Source organism: Roseateles sp. YR242 (assembly GCF_900109745.1).
In the GTDB taxonomy this organism is placed as follows: Bacteria; Pseudomonadota; Gammaproteobacteria; order Burkholderiales; family Burkholderiaceae_C; genus Roseateles.
On record NZ_FOAV01000009.1, the window covers coordinates 159543 to 179086 of the forward strand.

Below are 19544 nucleotides of genomic sequence, written 5' to 3' on the forward strand. Positions count from 1 at the left end.
CCGTATCCCCTCTCGACACGGTCCGTCTCATCCCTTATCGACCGGCCCCCCAAAGGCTTGAGCATTCTTTCGCTCACGCCCTGCCCGTCGAAGATCCTGAATCCGATACACATGCAGCCGATGCCGGCTGCCGGTCTCCAGCTGCGCATGGACAGCTTGTCCAGGCAGCGGAAAGTCCAGGCTCACCAGCCAGCGGTCACCTGGCATTTCGGCCAGCGCCTTGTCGAGCGCCCGCAACATGGATTCTGGACGCTGGAACAGGTAGACCATGTCGAAATCCCGCCACGACTGGCTCCACAGATCGCCCCGGGTCACCTTCGCCCAGGCGCAACGCAGACGCGCCAGCAGCCACAGGATCGGACTGTATTCAATGCCATGCAGTTGAACGGCGGGATAAGCGCGGCGAAGCGCCATCAATCCGTCCCCTACCCCACAACCCGCATCCAGAACGTGCGCTTGTTCACGCAAGGGAACCACGGCCGGCAATGCGCGCAACGCGTCATGCGGCGTGGGAAACAAGGGCGCGTCCGACCAACCCCGGCGTGGATAGGCCACCACCAGAATGAGCAGCGGGATGAGCCAGGCCCAGGCGGGCAGCGCCACGCCCGTCACCACCAGGGCCAGCGGGAAGCCGGCAGCCACCATGGCGCGGCGCCAGGGCTGACGATGCAGGCCCGCCAGGATGAGCCCAAGCCCGGTCGCCACCAGCGCAGCCGGCCAGCCCGGCCCAAAGCCGCGCCAGACCGCCCAGCAGGCCGCCCAGCTCGCCAGGGCGAGCGCAGGCCAGCGCCACGGCGACGGCGCACTGGAAGGGGAAGAAGTGGAGGTGTCGTCCAAAACGACCAGGGGGAGTGTCGACCGCTGTGATTGTGCGGGACGTGGCGCCACAGCACCACTTCATCTCCACACCCTCACCACGTCAGAATGCTCAGTGCATCTGCAGGCCGCCTGCGGCCTTGCCCTTGCCCGCGCGGGCCGGCGGGTTGCACAGGCCGCACACATAGTGCTTGGCGACCTCATGGGGATGGGTCACGTAGTGGCCATTGCACTTGCTGCACTTGGTCAGCGTCAGCATGCCGTTGTCCACAAACTTCACCAGGCGCCAGGCGCGTGTCACCGACAACAGCGGCTCCAGGCTCTGTGCCTGAGTTTGCTCCTGATAAAGCTGGTAGGCCTTGATGACGGTGTCGATCTCGTCCATCTCGGCCACCTTGTTCAGGTATTCATGAATGTTCATGAACAGGCTGGCGTGAATATTGGGTTGCCAGCTCATGAACCAGTCGGTCGAGAACGGCAGTTGGCCCTTGCTCGGGCTCTTGCCCGAGACTTCCTTGTACAGGCGCAGCAGACGCTCATAGCTCAGATCGGTTTCCGACTCCAGCACCTGCAGACGAGCCCCGAGATTGATCAGCGTGACCGCACGCTCGATCTGCTTGGCTTCGGTCAGGATGGACTTGGTGCGCATGGAAAACCTCTTGTGCTGGATGCTGGGTATGGGTGTCAGGCAGGCGAAAAATTCAGGCTGCTTCGTGGTGGCGGCCAGCCATCAGGATGGAGGCATGCAGGCGGGAAACCGCGTCGTTGGCGGCCGGCTTGCCGTGGCTGGTCAGCAGGCCCCACACCAGGTCGTCGTCCATGCGGAAGCGGCACAGCAGGGTGTTGCCAGAAGCCATCTTCATCATCTGGGCCGGGCTCAGCGTGTTCAGCAGCGTGGCCGTCTCTTCGGAGATGCCAAGGCGGAACAGCGCTTGCTCGCGGTCGGTACGGATCAGGCTCTGAGCCAGCATCAGGTAGGACAGGTTGGCTTCGCGGATTTCAGCAAGGATCTGGTCAGCGTTCATGTCGGTACTCCTGGTCTGCGTGGGGCGGGGCCGGTGTTGTTTGCGTCGTCTGGGTGACGTCGCGGCATGGGTTGAACTGTAGAGAACCCGAAACAAAGCCGACATCAGGTCGCTTCTGTGCAGTGCTTAGGAGTCAGGACGACGCGGCTGTAAGGGAACTTCCTACAGGTTGCCGGATCAGCGCCATCCCGGCGCTGCTTTTCGTGGCTTTCAGAGGAGAGGTTTTCCTCTGGGGGCTGGGCTGAGCCCGTGTCAGCCGTGTCAGCCTTGGGGAAACTGCTGCCGCAGCGCCCGGGCTTCATCCGCCCTGCCCGTGCCGTCCAGAACCAAGGCCAGATTGAAGGCCGCCAGGTGGCTGCCGCGGCCCGCCACTGCCCCCGGCTGATCTGGACGCTCCCCCAGCTCCAGGCAACGGCGCCACGCTTGTTCAATCATGGGCAGCAGCACATCGGCCTGTGTCGGCTCCTCCGCCGCCCAATCCAGAAGCAGATCACCCAGGGCAAAGAAGACATCCGGCGATTCCTCGCAGATCGCCATCTGCGTGTCCGCCAACACCACACCGTCGGCATGGCGACCCAGCCGCTTCAACCCAAACAAGCGCCGTGCGACGAGGTCCGGCCACCATGCGGGCAGCGAGGTCAAGTGAGTCGCGCATGTCGCGAAGGCTTCTTCCGCCATCGCGAAGTCGTCATAGACAAAAGCGTCCTTCCCGAGCTGATACCAAAGATAGGCATCGTTCGGACGGTCCTGCAGTGCTGCTTGCAACAGGCGCTGGTTGCGCCCCTGCTTATCCGTCAGCCGTTCACTGCGGTAGCCGTCATGGCCAATACGAAGCGCCAGCGGCTTGACCGGCAAGGCGTGCATGGCTTGCTCATGAATACGTCCGGCGTATCGCACCGGGCCGGGAAGGATGCGGCTGAGCCGCGCGTGTGCAACCCCATCGTCAAACTGGTCTTCCAGCGCGATGGTGCCCACAAAGTCTGGAGGGGTTTGGCGCAAGGCCTGCAAGGCCTCGGCACCGGGGCCACTGGGGTCATCCCCGTCGATCAGCCACTCATCAGCATCCAGCACGATGTGCCAATCCGCTGCGGCCAGGTCGAGCGCAGCATTGCGCGCCACGGAAAAGTCATCAGGCCACGGCAGGTGGGCCACACGCGCGCCGGCTTGCGCCGCCAATACCGACGTGGCGTCGGTGGAGCCCGTGTCCAGCACCAGCATGTCATCCACAAAAGGGCGCACGCTGTTCAGCAGGCGCTGGATGTGGGCCGCCTCATTTTTGGCGATCACCACCACACAGGTGCGCCAAGGTGCGCGGGCAGGCGCGGGAGCGCTCACTGCATCTGCAGGCCACCGGCGGCCTTGCCCTTGCCAGCACGGGCCGGCGGGTTGCACAGGCCGCACACATAGTGCTTGGCCACCTCATGGGGGTGGGTCACAAACTGGCCACCGCACTTGCTGCATTTGGTCAGCGTCAGCATGCCGTTGTCCACGAACTTCACCAGGCGCCAGGCACGGGTCACCGACAGCATGGGCTCCAGGTTCTGGGCCTGGGTCTGCTCCTGATAGAGCTGGTAGGCCTTGATGACGGTGTCGATCTCGTCCATCTCGGCCACCTTGTTCAGGTATTCATGAATGTTCATGAACAGGCTGGCGTGAATGTTGGGTTGCCAGCTCATGAACCAGTCGGTCGAGAACGGCAGTTGACCCTTGCTGGGGCTCTTGCCCGAGACTTCCTTGTACAGGCGCAGCAAACGCTCGTAACTCAGGTCGGTTTCCGATTCCAGCACCTGCAGGCGAGCCCCCAGCTTGATCAACGTCACAGCGCGTTCGATCTGCTTGGCTTCGGTCAGGATGGACTTGGTTCGCATGGAAAACCTCTACAGCTAGGGACTGGTCTCAGACGGGCACATCACGTACCCCACACCGCTCATGGTCTCTCAACTGCCGTAGTCTGGCGACAGTCTTGTATTGACCGACTTGCGTTGCCGCCGGGCCGCCCCAAGGCAATCGCATCCACCTGAGGTTGGGGCCTTCGCCCCGACCGAGGGTGACCCCCTCGGGGGGTGGCTCCGCGTACCCGCGGAGCCGGGGGCTCCATTCATGCTTGCGTTGCCGCCGGGCCGCCCCAAGGCAATCGCATCCACCGGAGGTTGGGGCCTTCGCTCCGACCGAGGGTGACCCCCTCGGGGGGTGGCTCCGCGCACCCGCGGAGCCGGGGGCTCCATTCATGCAGCTTCGTGATGACGGCCGGCCATCAGGATGGAGGCGTGCAGGCGGGAGACGGCGTCGTTGGCGGCCGGCTTGCCGTGGCTGGTCAGCAGGCCCCACACCAGGTCGTCGTCCATGCGGAAGCGGCACAGCAGCGTGTTGCTGGCGGCCATCTTCATGATCTGGGCCGGGCTGAGGGTGTTCAGCAGGGCGGCGGTGTCTTCCGAGATGCCCAGACGATACAGCGCCTGCTCGCGGTCCGCACGGATCAGGCTTTGGGCCAGCATCAGGTAGGACAGGTTGGCTTCGCGAATCTCGGCGAGGATCTGGTCTGCATTCATCTCGGATCTCCTGGGGCGTTTGTTGCTGCGTTGGAATGAATTCTGCAGATTCACTCAGGCTGACAACATCAGGTCGACACCAGATCCAGGCTAGGGAACGCGCCGACCCCTTTGTCAGCCTGATTCCTACAAGCTGACAGGTCGCGCAGTTCGCCGAGGGAATGAAAACAGGCCGGAGGCCCGGCGCCACCAGGGGCGCGCCGTCAGGCGGGCGTGACGGCCCTGTCAGGCAAGGAACGCGGCCCGCATGGGCGGCGGCGCCTGACAGTGAAGAAAATATCCGACGGCCAACACCACCAGCACGGCGGCCGGGTCATCGGGAGCCACCGAAACAGCCACTCAGGGCCGTTTCAGCGGGGGTTGCGGGGCGACCCTGGGGCCAGCGCCGCGACCGATTCAGGGGCCAGAGGTCAGCCGGCCGATTGCAGGCGTTGCAGTTCAGCGGTGACCAGCGGCGCCAGTTCAGGCGTCTCGCGCTTCAGCATCTCGGCCGCTTCACCCTGGCACAGGGCGGTCAGCACTTCAATGGCCGCCTTGATCTCACCCAGGCCCGACAGGGCGAAGGCCAGCGTGTAGAGGCTGGGGGCGTGTTGGGGCTGCAGGCTGACGGCCTGGTGCGCATACAGCGCGGCATCCGAGAGTTGGCCGGCGGACAGCAACAAGGCGCCGACATCGGACAGCAGGTCCACGCTGGTCGGCTCGATCTCCAGCGCATTGCACAACAAATTCACGCCATCGCCGATGCGGCCCAGGGCGGCCTGCTCGAAGGCGATGTTGCGGGCATTGGCCAGCAGCAGTTGTGCCTCACGGGACCCCGGCTGGATGCGGCTGACGCCGTCCGTCGAGGGGGTGGACACGATGGACGCGGCGGACCGTGCCTGGGAATGCGCTTGAGTGGGCGTTTGCAGCGGCATAGACCTCTCCATGGTCGTTGGTGGCTGGGTGGGGGTGACTGGTGCGTCACCGGCCTGGCGGCTGCGGTAACGCTGGGAAGAACTGTAGGACGGCATTGACGTGACCAAGCGCACGAAAAGCACTGTCAACACCGCCCATTCCCCCTTTATCCCGGCGCGGAGCTGCCGTTAACCACTTGTGTCCGTCGCATTGACCGACTGGCAGGACCCAGGTCCCGCCGAAAGTCAAACGACAAACAGCCTGTTGTCAGACCCCTTTTTCAACGTTTCGAAAGTCTTGACAAACAGCCCTCAAGTTCTATGGCGAAGGTGCCGACAACCAAAACAACGGGTCTGCTGTCAGACACGTGGTCCGGTTAGAAGGCCTGGCGTTCATAGGCCTCCGCAAGGGGGTGGGGCGGCAACGGTTGACTAGCGTCGGACTGGGACCGGACCGGGGAAAGCCCGGGCGGTTCAGCAAGAGCAAGACCGCGTCCAGGCACGGTGGCGCTCATGTGTGGTTCGGCGCTTTTGCCGGTATTTATGTATAGCTGTTAGGAGCAATCATGGCCCAAATCATCAACACCAATCTGTTGTCGCTCAACGCCCAGCGCAACACTGCCACCAGCCAAAGCTCGCTGGCCGTCGCCATGCAGCGCCTGTCCTCCGGCCTGCGCGTCAACTCCGCCAAGGACGACGCCGCTGGTCTGGCCATCGCTGACCGCATGCAATCCCAAGTGCGCGGCATGAACGTCGCAGCACGTAATGCCAACGACGGTATTTCTCTGGCGCAGACGGCTGAAGGTGCTTTGTCCAAGGTGGGTGACTCGCTGCAACGTATGCGTGAACTGGCGGTTCAGGCGCGTAATGCCACGAACACCACGTCCGATCTGGACTCCATTGGCCAGGAATATTCGCAGCTGGGTTCTGAAATCACCCGGGTGCTGGGTGGCACGACCTTCAACGGCCGCAACATTCTGGCGACGGATGCTGGCACGCAGACCTTCCAGATTGGTGCCAACACCACGACCAACGACTCGGTGGACGTGATCACGACCGACATGACGGCGGACACGAGCATCACGGCCGTGACGGGTGGTGCCATCAGCAACACGTCCACGACGACGGATCTGGCTACCGTGATCGACAACATCGATGCGGCCATCAAGACTGTCTCTGGCGAGCGTTCCAAGCTGGGTGCTTCGCAGAACCGTTTCGACGCGATCATCTCCAACCTGCAGATCTCGGTGGAAAACCAGACGGCTGCTCGCAGCCGGATCATGGATGCGGACTTCGCTTCGGAAACGGCGAACCTGAGCCGTGCCCAGATCCTGCAACAGGCTGGCAACGCCATGATCGCCCAAGCGAACCAGGCTCCCCAGCAAGTGCTGGCCCTGCTGCGCTAAACCTCTTCCGGGTGATGACGCTGCCTCTGCCGAGGCGGCGTTGCCCACCCCAGAGGCTTGGCCATGATTTCTCCGCCGCGCCTTGCGAGGCCCGTCGCCCCCTCCGGCGATGGGGTAGTGCAAACCTCGCAAGGCTGCGGAGGAGTCTTCTGGCAGAGACCCCGGGCGGGCGCTTGAGATCTGATGTCTCTTGCATCCGAGCGTCCGCCCGGTGTTTGTGTCTTAAGAAATCTGCATAACTCCTTCCGTTGGATCCGGTGCGTCTTCCTCTATGCGCTGGCGTTGCACGGCTGTGCCTGGCCAGGCTGGGCGCTGGATGACACCCGAAAGGCCCTTGGTCTTGAAGGGTTCAGGTTCGTCTATCGGGATGGGCAGCAGTACTCGGTTCGGGAAAGTGACGGTCCGGGGCCTGTTTGCGTAAGTCAAGGAATGAATGACCGGGCGGAGCCCGGGCAGAAGGGACATGGAGCAAACAGGCCCCGGGCCGGCGCTTTCCAGCGCGGGGCGCTGTTTGCCGCAAACAAGGCCACAAAGGCCTCCAGGCCTCAAGCCCAAGGCAGCCCTATAAGCAGTACGGAGTATGAGGAATGGTGGCAGGACTCGGTTCGGGAAAGTGACGGCTCGGGGCTTGTTTGCGTAAGTCAAGGAATGAATGACCAGGCGGAGCCCGGGCAGAAGGGACATGGAGCAAACAGGCCCCGGGCCGGCGCTTTCCAGCGCAGCCCGTTGGTTGCAGCGAAGCGCTTTCCAGCGCAGGCCGCTGGTTGCACCAAAGCGCTTTCCTGCGCAGGAGTGGGATTACCAGAGGAAGAGGAAAAAGTCGGAACCGGTGGGAGCTCCAATGAGCCCAGCGCTGCTGCCCTAGACATCGGCGGCGCTGTTGGGGCTCCCACCGAGGCCGCATCCCCGCCTCGCAGCACCTCCCGCGCCACCCAAAAAGCGGTTGGAAACGAAGAACTGACCCCGAAACACCCGCCATTTCTCCCGCAAACCCCCACAGACGCCTACGACTTCACGTTCGCAGGGCCCTGTTACAGCCACGCGCCTACAAACCGCTCAAGTCTCTTTCGAGCCGACCCGATAACGTATCAACGGGTCCGCAATGTCTAGCAAGGACCTCGTGGTCCGGCCCCGTCGGACGAAGTTTTACCGACACCCGGACCGACAAGGTCTTCGACACTCGAAAGGATTTTGATCATGGCTCAGATCATCAACACCAACCTGGCTTCCCTGAACGCCCAGCGTAACCTCACCGGTTCCCAATCGTCCCTCTCCACCTCCATGCAGCGCCTCTCCTCCGGCCTGCGTGTGAACTCGGCCAAGGACGACGCTGCCGGCCTCGCCATCGCAGAACGCATGAATGCCCAGGTCCGCGGTATGAACGTCGCGGTTCGCAATGCCAACGACGGCATCTCCCTGGCGCAAACCGCTGAAGGCGCGCTCTCCAAGGTCGGTGATTCCCTGCAACGCATGCGTGAACTGGCCGTCCAGGCCCGCAACGCCACCAACACCACCTCCGACCTGGACTCCCTGGGCCGCGAATACGCCCAGCTCGGCGAAGAAATCGGCCGTGTCCTCGGTGGCACCACCTTCAACGGCAAGGCCATCCTGGCCGCCGATGCCGGCACCCAGACCTTCCAGATCGGTGCCAACACCTCTGCCAACGACTCGGTGGACGTGATCACCAACGACCTGACGCAGGATGCCACCATCACCTCGGTGACCAGCGGCGCCATCGACAACGCTTCCACCCCGGCCACCCTGGCCACGGTGATCGACAACATCGATGCCGCCATCAACACGGTCAGCGGCCAACGCGCCATCCTGGGTGCCTCGCAAAACCGTTTTGACGCGATCATCTCCAACCTGCAGATCTCGGTCGAAAACCAGACGGCTGCCCGCAGCCGGATCATGGATGCCGACTTTGCGGCGGAAACCGCCAACCTCAGCCGCGCCCAGATCCTGCAGCAGGCCGGCAACACCATGGTGGCCCAGGCCAACCAGCTGCCGCAGCAAGTCCTGTCGCTGCTGCGCAGCTAAGCCGCCAAGCACAGCCCGGGCATCACGCGCATGACGCTGGTGCTGCGGGCACCGCGGTCGCCACACAGGCGCCCGCGCTCCTCTGAGAACACCGTCCGGATCTCGCCCCTCGCAAGCCCGAAAGGGCCCCTCCATCAGCCCCGAGGCTGACCGGCGCACGCTCATCAAGAAGGCCCCGCCGCCCTCCCCCACACCGGGAGGGCGGCGGGGCCTTCTTTTCTTTTGGCCGGTCTTTGGGGCCCTTATCGGCGCTTTAACCCGCCGACACATTCCGCACAATGGATTCCATCGAGCGAATGACTTGATTGGCTCGACCACCGGTCCAACCGGCAGATCTCATCCAGAGCGCTTCGGGCGCGGCGGAGATCGGCAGGCGAGGTCGGGAACGACACCGCCAACCACGATCACCATCAGGATCGAGCCCAGGACAAGGATCTCCGCAGGAGTGCATCAATGCCACAGACCATCAACACCAACATTGCATCGCTGAACGCGCAACGCAATCTGAACAGCTCGCAGTCGTCACTGGCGACTTCGATGCAACGGCTGTCGTCGGGCCTGCGGGTGAACTCCGCCAAGGACGACGCCGCCGGCCTCGCCATCGCCGAACGCATGAATGCGCAAGCCCGCGGCATGAGCGTCGCGATGCGTAATGCGAACGACGGCATCTCGCTGGCGCAGACCGCTGAAGGCGCGCTCGGCAAGGTGGCCGACTCGCTGCAACGTATGCGTGAGCTGGCCATCCAGGCCCGTAACGCCACCAACGCAGACAGCGACAAGAATTCTCTGGACAAGGAATTCGGCGAACTGGCCAAGGAAATGCAGCGTGTGCTGGGCGGTACGACCTTCAACGGGAAGTACATCCTCGGCGCCGATGCGGCCACGCCGCAGACCTTCCAGGTCGGCCCCAACACCACGGCCAATGACGAAATCACCGTCACCACGCCGGACATGACCCAGGATGGGGCCATTACCAACGTGGCGGGCACGGACATCAACGGCGCAGGCCGTTCGGTGATCGACGCGACGGCGGACTCTGCGGCCATCGCCACCGTGGTGGCGAACATCGACACCGCGCTGGACGCCGTCAACTCCCAGCGCGCCGTGCTGGGTGCGACGCAGAACCGCTTTGACGCCGTGATTTCCAACCTGCAGGTGGCGTACGAAAACCAGACCGCTGCCCGCAGCCGGATCATGGACGCCGACTTTGCGTCGGAAACCTCCAATCTCAGCCGGGCACAGATCCTGCAGCAGGCCGGCAATGCGATGGTGGCCCAGGCCAACCAGCTGCCGCAACAGGTTCTGTCCCTGCTGAAGGGTTGATTCGCGGTCTTCCGCGAAATTTCCCTCAAGTCGGACGGTTCACGTGCCGACATAGTGGACAGGGCCTCCCATGGGGGCCCTGTCGTCCATTGCGCTTGCCTGTTCAGCGGATGTACGCTCAGCTGTCAGCAGGCATGACCCGGGAGTCGAACCATGGCCAGCATTACCTCCACCGGCACCATCACCTCCACAGGGGTGGGCAGCGGTCTGGATGTCGACAGCATCGTGTCCAAATTGGTGGCGCTGGAAAAACAGCCTGCGGTGGACCTGCAGGACCGCACCAGCACCATCAAGACGCAGATCTCGGCCTACGGCAAGATTCAAAGCGCCATGAGCGCGATGCGGGATGCGGCTTCCAAGCTGACCACCCCCACCACCTGGTCGGCGCTGACCGCCACCTCGTCGGACAGCAGCATGGCCACCGTCACCGCCGGCTCCGGCAGTGGCGCGGGCAGTTATGCCCTGTCGGTGACCCAACTGGCCGCCGCGCAAAGCATCTCCAGCAAGGCCATGGCCAGCACCGACACCGTCGGGGCCGGCACCATGACCATCGAGCTGGGCCAGTGGGGCGGTACGGAAGCCTCCCCCACCTTCACCAGCCAGAACGGCAAGACGCCCATCAGCATCACGGTGAGCGCCACCGACACGTTGGCCAGCGTGCGTGACAAGATCAATGCCTCCGGCGCTGGTGTCCTGGCCTCGGTGGTGACCGATGCCACCGGCTCGCGGCTGGTGATCCGCTCGCAAGACACCGGCGAGGCCAATGGCTTCCGTGTCACGACGGCCGATGCCGACGGCACCAACGGCGATGCCAGCGGCCTGTCCGCCCTGGCCTACGACCCGACGGCCAGCATCAAATCCATGACGCAGAACGCGGCGGCCCAGAACGCCAAGCTGACCATCAACAACATGGAAATCAGCTCCGCCACCAACACCATCGAGAACGCGGTGGATGGCCTGAGCGTCAACATCCTGAAAAAAGGTGACTCCACCGTCACCGTTGGTCAGGACAAGGACGCCGTCAAGAAGTCCATCAATGATTTCGTCACGGCCTACAACACCCTGATGAACTTGATGCGGGACAACACCAAGTACGACGATTCGAACAAAACCGCCGGCACCCTGCAGGGCGACAGCACCGCCGTCAACCTGCAGATGCAGTTGCGCAACATCACCTCCACCGGCAGCACGCTGGGGGGCGCGTACGCGCGCTTGTCCGACCTGGGGTTGAACATCGGCACGGCCGGCACCATCACGGTGGACGACACCAAGCTGACCAGTGCCCTGGGCCACATCAGCGACCTGAAGCAGCTGTTCATGGGCACGGACAGTACCAATGCGGCCAACAACGGCATTGCCACCCGCTGGCGCGCGTTTGCCGACCAGGTCACCGGCATGGATGGCAGCATCACCAGCCGCACGGCCGGCCTGCAGTCCCGCGTCACCGCCAACGACAAGCGTGTGGACGAGCTCAACGACCGGGCGGCCTCGTACGAAAAGCGCATTCGTGCGCAGTACACGGCGCTGGACACCCAGATGGCCAAGCTCAACGACATGTCCAGCTACGTCAGCAAGCTCTCCGCCATGCTGACCAGCAGCAGCTGAGGCGCGCTGGAAGGCCGCAGAAGGCGGTGTCGAGGGCGCCAGAAAAACAGCCCCGGGAAGCCCCCCTTCTCCGGCGCTTCGAAAAGAGCACCCCCAAGCCTCCTCACGGAGGCTTTTGTTTTTGTGAAATACCGCAAAATTTCCAGTGAAATTACAGCGAGGGGCGGCTCAAGTTAGCCGCGTGAGGGCCGAAAACTAAAACAAGCACTACGACAAACCTCGCAGCACATCATGTACGGTAACTCCTCACCTTTCGCCTCCCACGGTCAGCGCGCAAGCAACATGTACAACCGCGTCGGCGTGGAAACCGATGTGCTGCAAGCCTCGCCGCACCGCCTCGTGCAGCTGCTGCTGGACGGCGCCAACGATGCGATGTCCCAGGGCCTGGGAGCGATTCGTGCCCGTAACGTGGAAGTCAAGGGCCGCGCGCTGAGCAAGGCGGTCCGGATTCTGGACGAAGGCCTGAAGGCGGCCTTGAACACGGAATCCGGCAATCTGGCCCTGGACCTGCGTGACCTGTATGCCTACATGAGCATGCGCCTGACGTATGCCAATCTACACAGCGACGCGGCGGCCGTGGAGGAATGCCAGCGCCTGATGCAGCCCATCCGCGAAGCCTGGGCCAGCATTGCCCCGGCCCTGACCGAACAACGCGCCGCCGCCTGAATTCAGGCATTGATCACGGACCTACCGCACCGAGCAGTACCATGAGCAAGCATTCCGCCGCCAAGATCCAGACCGCGCAGAACGCCGCCCCGGCACCAACCGCCCCGACGACGACCATGAACACTCATCTCCTGAGCTACTACGAAGCCATCGAACAAGCCAGTGCTGACATGCTGAATGCCGCTCGCACCGGCAATTGGGATGAAGTGGTCAAGCTCGAAGGGGCCTGCGTGCTGCTGATCTCGCAACTCAAGCATGCCGCCACGCAGCAAAACCTGGGTGCGGAAGAAACGCAGCTCAAGAGCCGGATCATGCAACGCATCCTGCTGAACGACGCCGAGATCCGCCATCTGGCCGAACCCTGGCTGGAAGACCTGGACCACCTGATGCAGGGCAAGTCCAAGACGGTTCACTGATCCAAAGCGGTGGTGGCCCTGACGCTGGCCGGTGGCGTTTTGCCCTGGTGTGGAGATGCAAGGGCCGATCTCTCCGATGACGTCTTGAGCGCCCTTCCTTGAACGACCGATCTTCAGTCCCCACTGCAACGCCGGACGCCGCCGATGCCGATTTCCGGCTCGACGCGCCCGGCGAAATCATGAGTTGGCTGCGCGAATTGCTGCAGTCGCAATCCCGGGTGCAGCTCAGCACGCCGGACGGTGAGGCGGTGCACACGGTGCTGCGCGCCCTGGACACACCGCACGGCATGTTGACCTTTGAGGCCCCGCAGGACCGCACGGCGGCGGAGCCGGTGCTGGCCAGCACCGAGGTCATGGCCACGGCCTACCTGGACCGTATCAAGCTTCAGTTTGACCTCCCGGGCCTGGTGGGGGTGCGTGGCACCGGCACGGAAGTGCTGCGCGCGCCGCTTCCACAGCGGATCTATCGCTTCCAGCGCCGGCAGGCCTACCGGGTCCAATCCCAGGGCCAACTGTTTCCAGCGTTGCGCCTCTCCTCGGTCGAGGGTGTGCGTATTCGCGTTGTGAACGTGAGTGGGGGTGGCCTGGCGCTGCAATGGCCGGCCAGGGGCACCCCGGGCGTTGTGGCGACCTTGCCGCCACCGCCGGCGCAGGGTGAAGAGGTGATGGGCACCTTGGAGCTGGAACGGGAAGTGAATTTCTCGGTGCTGCTGCGTGTGCAGCATGTCACGCCTGGCGAGGGTGAGGCGCCCCACCATCTGGGATGCGCCTTTGTCTCCCTCTCCCCTTCGGCCGCCCGAGCGCTCCAGCTCTTCATCGACCAGGCCCAAAAGCGCGAACGCCTCATGAAACGCCCGGCCTGAGCAACGCCCGCCTATTGCTCCCATAGGCACCTAGTCGCGCCGAACGCGCGAAGCGCCGTTCAAGCGGGGCTCTGGTATGCGAAGAGGGTCACCGCCGGGCCGCCCCAAGGTGGCCCGCAGCCCCCTCGGGGGGCGGATGGGCGGGCCCCTAGGCCCGAACAGCCGGGGGCTCCCTCACACCTGCATGTTCATGATTTCTGAATAGGCGGAGACGAGGCGATTTCGGACTTGCAGGGTGGCCTGGAAGCCGATCTGGGCCTTCTGCATCGCCACCATGGTCTCTTCCAGGCTCACGGTGGGATTGTCCAGCTGGACTTCGCGCTGGAGGCGGGATGCCTCGTTCTGCTGCGTACTGACGGACTTCAACGCCGAACTCATCGCATCGGCGAAGTTCGCACCTGACGCGGGCTTGGCCACCGGCTGACCCTGGGGGGTCAATCCGGCACGGGCCACCGCGTTGGCGAAATTGAAGGGTTGAAGTTTCAGGTCCACGGAACGGACTGTAAGGAATTGCCGACCCGCACAAGGTTGAAACAAGGGGGCCTTCTTCGGCCTGTTTCCGGCATTCTTGAGCCTGGTCTTGAGAATAATTCGTCTGCGGCCTGGTATGACCCCGGCCGAGCGACCCCAGACCAACCAACGCCGACCACGCCGCCCCATGGACAACGCCCTGAGCAGCCCCGCCGCCGGACTCCCCGAGGTGAAGAACACCACCCCGACGAGCTTCCCGGCCCGACTGGCCGCGATGCCTGCCAAGAGCAAGATGATGCTCGGCGGTGGCGTCGCCGCCTTGTTGGCGGTGATCGTGGCCATGAGCCTGATGACCAGCAAGGGGGACTTCCGCCCGCTGTTCTCCGGCCTGTCCGACAAGGACGGCGGCGCCGTGATCGCGCAACTGGCCCAGATGAATGTGCCCTACCGCAACGAAGCGGGCGGCACCATCATGGTTCCGGCCAACCAGGTCTATGACCTGCGCATGAAGCTGGCCTCGCAAGGCCTGCCCAAGGGCGGCATCGTCGGCTTCGAGCTGATGGACAAGCAGTCCATCGGCCAGACCCAGTTCAACGAGCGCCTGAACTTCCAGCGCGGCCTGGAAGGCGAACTCGTGCGCACCATCACCGCCATGTCCGATGTGGCCGACGCCCGCGTGCACCTGGCCATGCCGCAACAAAACGGTTTCTTCCGCGAACAGCAAAAACCCAGCGCCTCGGTCATGCTGACCCTGCGCGGCGGCCGCACCCTGGACCGCAACCAGATCGCCGGCATCGTGCACCTGGTTTCCTCCTCGGTGCCGGAACTGAACCCCAAGGCCGTGAGCGTGCTCGACAGCACCGGCGCCCTGCTCTCCAACAACACCGACAACAACAACGGCACCGGCCTGGACAGCCAGCAGTTGCTGTACAAGCAGCAGGTCGAGAACAACCTGAACAAGCGCATTGCCGAGCTGCTGGAGCCGGTGGTGGGCCGCGAAAACCTGCGCTCCACCGTCACGGCCGACGTGGACTTCAGCCAGGTGGAATCCACCGCCGAAGAGTTCAAGCCCAACCAGGGCCCCAACACCCAAAGCTCGGTGCGCCGCATGAACTCGGAAGAGCAGACCGGCAGCTCGCCCGGCACGCCCACCGGTGTGCCCGGCGCCACCACCAACCAGGTGCCGCCCCAGTCCACCGCCCCGATCAACGGCCAGGCCCAGCAACTGCAGCCGGCCGGATCAACGGGTGGCTCGCAGAACGTCCGCCGTGTCAACGGCACCGAATTTGAAGTTGACCGCACCGTGCGGGTCACCCGCAATGCCATCGGCCAGGTCCGCCGCCTGAACGCCGCCGTGGTGGTCAACCAGAAGACCGTGACCGACCCCAAGGGCAAGACCACCAGCCAACCGCTGTCCGAAGAGGAACTGCAGAAGCTGGACGGCCTGGTCAAGGAAGCTCTGGGCTTCTCGCAGGACCGCGGGGATTCGGTGAAGGTGATCAGCGCACCGTTCGTGACCGAGAAGCTGGAACCGAACGACGTGCCGCTGTGGCGTCAACCGTGGCTGCGTGACATCGCCCGTGATGCCGCCATCCCTGCCGCCCTGGTGCTGGTGGCCTTGATCGCGGTGTTCGGCATGGTTCGCCCGGCCCTCAAGGCGGCCTTCCCGCCGCCGCCGGAAAAAGAGGCTGCTCCCAGCATCACCGAACTCAGCGAGATCGAAAACGAGCAGTTGGCGCTGGCCGGCGGCCGCGCAGGTGGCGCTGGCGGTGCGGGCGCAGGTGCGGCTGGCGGACTTCCTGCCCTGGAAGCCCCCATCTCCAACGACAAACTGATGCGCGCACGCCAATTGGCGAAGGAGAATCCGGTGGCAGTGGCCAACATCATGCGTGCCTGGGTGAACGGCGAAGAGCTGGAAACCGCCAAGCGCTGAATGCCATCGCCCTGAACCCTGCCCCGCCCCGACTCCCCCAGCAACCACCCCAGGACCCAAGCGAGACCCGACATGGACGACAAAGGCGTAGAAGACGCAGCCATCCTGCTCATGTCCCTGGGCGAGGAAGAGGCGTCCGAGGTCTTCAAGCACCTCGCGCCCAAAGAGGTGCAGAAGCTCGGTGAAACCATCGCCAAGATGAAGGTGGTGCCGCGCGAGCGCGTCGAAAAGGTGCTGGACAAATTCGATCTGGTGGCGGAGTCCCAGAGCACGCTGGTCTCCGACACCGACGAATATGTGCGCTCGGTGCTGCGCAAGGCGCTGGGCGAGGACAAGGCCAACCTGCTGCTGGACCGCATCCTGCAGGGTTCGGATGTCTCGTCCATCGAGAGCCTGAAGTGGATGGATCCGGGCTCGGTGGCCGAGCTGCTGCGCAATGAACACCCGCAGATCGTGGCGGCCATCCTCTCGCACCTGGACTTCGACCAGAGCAGCTCGGTGCTGCGGGTCTTCACCGAGCGCCAGCGCAACGAGGTGCTGATCCGCATCGCCACATTGGACGGTATCCAGCCAATGGCCCTGAAAGACCTCAACGAGGTGATGGGCCAGATCCTGGCGGGCGGCGAACGCATGAAGAAGTCCAACCTGGGCGGCGTCAAGACAGCGGCGGAAATCATCAACATGATGGGCTCCAGCGTCGAAGCCTCGGTGCTGGATTACATCCGCGAGGCCGATTCCGACCTGGCCCAGAAGATCATGGACAACATGTTCACCTTCGACGATCTCGAGAAGATCGACGACCGTGGCATCCAGGCCGTGCTCAAGGAAGTGCAGTCCGAATCCCTCATCGTGGCCCTCAAGGGCGCCGGGCCGGAACTGCGCGAGAAGGTCTTCCGCAACATGTCCAGCCGCGCGGCCGAGACCCTGCGCGAGGACCTGGAGTCCCGTGGGCCGGTGCGCCTGTCCGAGGTGGAAGCCGAGCAGAAGGAAATCCTCAAGGTGGTGCGCCGCCTGGTGGACGAGGGACAAATCGTCCTGGCGGGCGGCGGCGACGACCAATTCCTGTAATAGTCCCACCTATTGCAGTCAGGACACGCCCCACCGATGGTCACCCGCCCGCCCCGCCAAGTGCCACCGCCGACCCGCCCGGAGGGCGACCAGCCGCGCGGCAACACCTACAGCCGCATCATTCCGCGGGAAGAGCTGTCAGGCTTTGCGGCCTGGAACCCCGGCTCGCTGGACAACGGGCAGGCGCCACGCCGCCAGCCGGTCAGCGCGCCGCCGCCCGTGGAGCCACCGCCCCCGCCGCCCCCGCCTCAGCCCAGCATGGACGAGCTGCTGCATGCAGCCCGCCAGTCCGGCTACCAGGACGGCTACCGGGACGGCATGGCTGCGCTGGACGCCTTCAAGCAGAGTTTTGCCAAGCAGATCAGCACGCAAGTGGGTGCACTGGTGACCAGCTTCGATGCGGACCTGCAGAGCCTGGAAGGCGACATGGCCGAGTCCCTGGCCCGTACGGCCGTGGAACTGGCCCGGCAGGTAGTGCGCTCCGAACTCGCCACACGCCCCGAACTGATTGCCAAGGTGGCCCACGACGCGGTGGAAGCCCTGCTCATCAACGCCCGCCACGTGCGCATGCGCGTGCATCCGGATGACCTGCCGCTGGTGCTGGAAGGCGCCGGCGATGAACTGCGTGCCCGTGAGACGCAGGTGATTCCGGACCCCACCGTCGCCCGTGGGGGCTGCAAGGTGGATGCCGACATCTGCAGCGTGGACGCCACCCTGGCCGCCCGCTGGCAGGCCGCCGTCAGCACGCTGGGCCAGTCCTCCGTGTGGGAGGATCGACGCGGCGGCATGGAACCGGCGCCCAGCCGTTCGGGCTTCGACCCCCGAGAGGAACCTCGCGTTGAACGTCGGGCCGTGCCGCGGGATGGCCCCTCGGCGCCCCCGGCAGCGCCAGGGCCCGCCCCCTACGCGGCGTCCGGCGAGGCGCCACAGGAACCCCGCTGGGAACCCAGCCGCTTCGACCCCAGCCGCTTCGGCGACGACACCCCTGCCTGACCGCCCGACGGACACCGCGCCATGAGCACCCGTACCGACCGTTGGCAGCAGTACTTCCGTGACCTGCAGAACTTCTCCGGAAACGCCCCTTCGCTGGAGCCTCAGGGCAAGCTGGTGCGTGTGGCCGGGCTGGTGCTGGAAGCCACCGGCGTGAAGGTTCCCGTGGGGTCGGTCTGTGAAATCCACATGCCCTCCTCCGCGGCACAGCCCCGGCGCGGCCAGCGGCCGGTGCAGGCGGAGGTGGTCGGTTTCTCGGGCGACCGCGCCTACCTGATGCCCACGGACGAGATTCACGGCCTGGCCAGCGGCGCCATGGTGCTGCCCCGCCCGGCTGCCCTGCATGGCCCCGTGCTGGGCGAAGAACGCCACCCCTGGCGGCGGGACGAAGACCGGGGCCTGCACCTGCCCATGGGCGACGGGCTGCTGGGCCGGGTGGTGGACCCGCAGGGGCACCCGCTGGACCGTGGCGGCCCGCTGCTGAACGTGCGCGACGAGCCGATGGTGCGCCGCTCCATCAACGCCATGGACCGCGACCCGGTTCGCCGCCCGCTGGACACCGGCGTGCGCGCGATCAATTCCCTGCTCACGGTGGGGCGCGGCCAGCGCCTGGGCCTGTTTGCCGGCACCGGCGTGGGCAAGTCGGTGTTGCTGGGCATGATGGCCCGCTACACGCAGGCGGATGTCATCGTGGTGGGCCTGATCGGTGAACGCGGCCGGGAAGTGAAGGAATTCATCGAGGACATCCTGGGCGAGGAAGGCCTGCGCCGTTCGGTGGTGGTGGCCGCGCCTGCGGATGCGCCGCCGCTGTTGCGCATGCAGGGAGCCAGCTACTCCACCGCCATCGCCGAGCATTTTCGGGATCGGGGGCAACATGTGTTGCTGCTGATGGACTCGCTGACCCGTTACGCGATGGCTCAGCGCGAGATTGCCTTGGCGATTGGCGAACCACCCGCCACGAAGGGCTACCCGCCTTCGTGTTTTGCCAAGCTTCCGCAGTTGGTGGAGCGCAGCGGCAACGGTCTGGCGGGGGAAGGGTCGATCACGGCCTTCTACACCGTCCTCTCTGAAGGGGACGACCAGCAGGACCCGATTGCCGATGCGGCGCGAGGCATTCTCGACGGGCACATCGTGCTCAGCCGCGAACTGGCCGAAGGTGGCCATTACCCCGCCATCGATGTGGAGAAATCCATCTCCCGCGTCATGACGGCCGTAGCGGACCGCCGACATGTTGAACTCGCGCGGCGATTTCGGCAATTGCTCGCGAAATACAACAAGGCGCGTGATCTTATTCAACTCGGCGCCTACCAACCGGGGCACGATCCGGAGCTGGACGCCGCCGTTCGCCTGCATGCCGACATGGTCCGATTGCTTCAACAAGACATGCATTCACCCGCTTCATTAGCGGATTGCCTCTCTCAATTGGCGGCCACACTTAATTTCGCGTGAAAGACGTGGAAATCCGTGGATGAGGTATCCC

The 19544-nt window shown here is 64.5% G+C and carries 19 protein-coding genes; 11 read left to right on the forward strand and 8 right to left on the reverse strand.

The annotated features are described in order from the left end of the window. Nucleotides 1–27 precede the first annotated feature (27 nt). The 7 genes from BMY53_RS17265 to BMY53_RS17295 form a co-directional block, all read right to left on the reverse strand. Entirely contained in the window at nucleotides 28–837 is an 810-nt protein-coding gene (locus tag BMY53_RS17265; protein ID WP_092947728.1) for a methyltransferase domain-containing protein, read from the reverse strand. 91 nt (nucleotides 838–928) lie between these two features. Continuing rightward, the gene (gene flhC / locus BMY53_RS17270; protein ID WP_092947729.1) at nucleotides 929–1465 is read right to left on the reverse strand and encodes a flagellar transcriptional regulator FlhC; all 537 of its coding nucleotides are present in this window, start codon (nucleotides 1463–1465) and stop codon (nucleotides 929–931) included. Nucleotides 1466–1517: 52 nt separating this feature from the next. Beyond that, complete coding sequence (gene flhD, locus BMY53_RS17275) at nucleotides 1518–1841, reverse strand: flagellar transcriptional regulator FlhD (RefSeq protein WP_092947730.1); 324 nt, start codon at nucleotides 1839–1841, stop codon at nucleotides 1518–1520. Between the two features lie 261 nt (nucleotides 1842–2102). Continuing rightward, nucleotides 2103–3176 carry a glycosyltransferase gene (locus BMY53_RS17280; RefSeq protein ID WP_177200930.1) on the reverse strand — a complete coding sequence of 358 codons (1074 nt, stop codon included), beginning with the start codon at nucleotides 3174–3176 and terminating at the stop codon, nucleotides 2103–2105. Continuing rightward, entirely contained in the window at nucleotides 3173–3709 is a 537-nt protein-coding gene (gene flhC / locus BMY53_RS17285) for a flagellar transcriptional regulator FlhC (RefSeq protein ID WP_092947732.1), read from the reverse strand. Before flhC (BMY53_RS17285) ends, BMY53_RS17280 begins: the two co-directional genes overlap by 4 nt. 357 nt (nucleotides 3710–4066) lie before the next feature. Then, nucleotides 4067–4390: a flagellar transcriptional regulator FlhD gene (flhD, locus tag BMY53_RS17290; protein WP_092947733.1), complete on the reverse strand. Its 324-nt coding sequence runs from the start codon at nucleotides 4388–4390 to the stop codon at nucleotides 4067–4069. Between the two features lie 410 nt (nucleotides 4391–4800). Then, nucleotides 4801–5304 carry a tetratricopeptide repeat protein gene (locus BMY53_RS17295; RefSeq protein WP_092947734.1) on the reverse strand — a complete coding sequence of 168 codons (504 nt, stop codon included), beginning with the start codon at nucleotides 5302–5304 and terminating at the stop codon, nucleotides 4801–4803. Between the two features lie 545 nt (nucleotides 5305–5849). Between BMY53_RS17295 and BMY53_RS17300 the strand changes: the two genes are divergently transcribed. From BMY53_RS17300 to BMY53_RS17330, 7 genes are all read left to right on the forward strand, one after another. Continuing rightward, nucleotides 5850–6689 carry a flagellin N-terminal helical domain-containing protein gene (locus BMY53_RS17300; protein ID WP_092947735.1) on the forward strand — a complete coding sequence of 280 codons (840 nt, stop codon included), beginning with the start codon at nucleotides 5850–5852 and terminating at the stop codon, nucleotides 6687–6689. A 1197-nt stretch (nucleotides 6690–7886) separates the two neighbouring features. After that, nucleotides 7887–8729, forward strand: a complete 843-nt coding sequence (locus BMY53_RS17305) for a flagellin N-terminal helical domain-containing protein (protein WP_092947736.1) — start codon at nucleotides 7887–7889, stop codon at nucleotides 8727–8729. Between the two features lie 453 nt (nucleotides 8730–9182). Then, nucleotides 9183–10052, forward strand: a complete 870-nt coding sequence (locus BMY53_RS17310) for a flagellin N-terminal helical domain-containing protein (protein WP_092947737.1) — start codon at nucleotides 9183–9185, stop codon at nucleotides 10050–10052. A 153-nt stretch (nucleotides 10053–10205) separates the two neighbouring features. Continuing rightward, a complete protein-coding gene (gene fliD, locus BMY53_RS17315) occupies nucleotides 10206–11657 on the forward strand; it encodes a flagellar filament capping protein FliD (RefSeq protein ID WP_092947738.1) in 1452 nt (483 codons plus the stop codon). 282 nt (nucleotides 11658–11939) lie between these two features. Next, nucleotides 11940–12323, forward strand: coding sequence for a flagellar export chaperone FliS (gene fliS, locus BMY53_RS17320; RefSeq protein ID WP_255370258.1), 384 nt, complete (start codon nucleotides 11940–11942; stop codon nucleotides 12321–12323). Between the two features lie 116 nt (nucleotides 12324–12439). After that, a complete protein-coding gene (locus BMY53_RS17325) occupies nucleotides 12440–12739 on the forward strand; it encodes a flagellar protein FliT (protein ID WP_092947796.1) in 300 nt (99 codons plus the stop codon). A gap of 98 nt (nucleotides 12740–12837) precedes the next feature. Beyond that, nucleotides 12838–13602 (forward strand): flagellar brake protein, encoded by a 765-nt coding sequence (locus BMY53_RS17330; RefSeq protein WP_092947740.1) that lies wholly within the window; start codon nucleotides 12838–12840, stop codon nucleotides 13600–13602. Nucleotides 13603–13776: 174 nt separating this feature from the next. Here BMY53_RS17330 and fliE read toward each other — a convergent pair whose 3' ends face one another. Further along, complete coding sequence (gene fliE / locus BMY53_RS26475; RefSeq protein WP_404947886.1) at nucleotides 13777–14094, reverse strand: flagellar hook-basal body complex protein FliE; 318 nt, start codon at nucleotides 14092–14094, stop codon at nucleotides 13777–13779. 166 nt (nucleotides 14095–14260) lie between these two features. Here fliE and fliF point away from each other — a divergent pair, with 166 nt between their 5' ends. The 4 genes from fliF (at nucleotide 14261) to fliI (ending at nucleotide 19513) form a co-directional block, all read left to right on the forward strand. Continuing rightward, complete coding sequence (gene fliF, locus BMY53_RS17340; protein ID WP_092947742.1) at nucleotides 14261–16006, forward strand: flagellar basal-body MS-ring/collar protein FliF; 1746 nt, start codon at nucleotides 14261–14263, stop codon at nucleotides 16004–16006. Between the two features lie 72 nt (nucleotides 16007–16078). After that, entirely contained in the window at nucleotides 16079–17074 is a 996-nt protein-coding gene (fliG, locus tag BMY53_RS17345) for a flagellar motor switch protein FliG (RefSeq protein WP_092947743.1), read from the forward strand. Nucleotides 17075–17110: 36 nt separating this feature from the next. Then, on the forward strand, nucleotides 17111–18067 hold the full coding sequence (locus BMY53_RS17350; RefSeq protein ID WP_092947744.1) for a FliH/SctL family protein: 957 nt from the start codon (nucleotides 17111–17113) through the stop codon (nucleotides 18065–18067). A 21-nt stretch (nucleotides 18068–18088) separates the two neighbouring features. After that, nucleotides 18089–19513 (forward strand): flagellar protein export ATPase FliI, encoded by a 1425-nt coding sequence (fliI, locus tag BMY53_RS17355; protein WP_092947745.1) that lies wholly within the window; start codon nucleotides 18089–18091, stop codon nucleotides 19511–19513. Nucleotides 19514–19544: the final 31 nt, after the last annotated feature.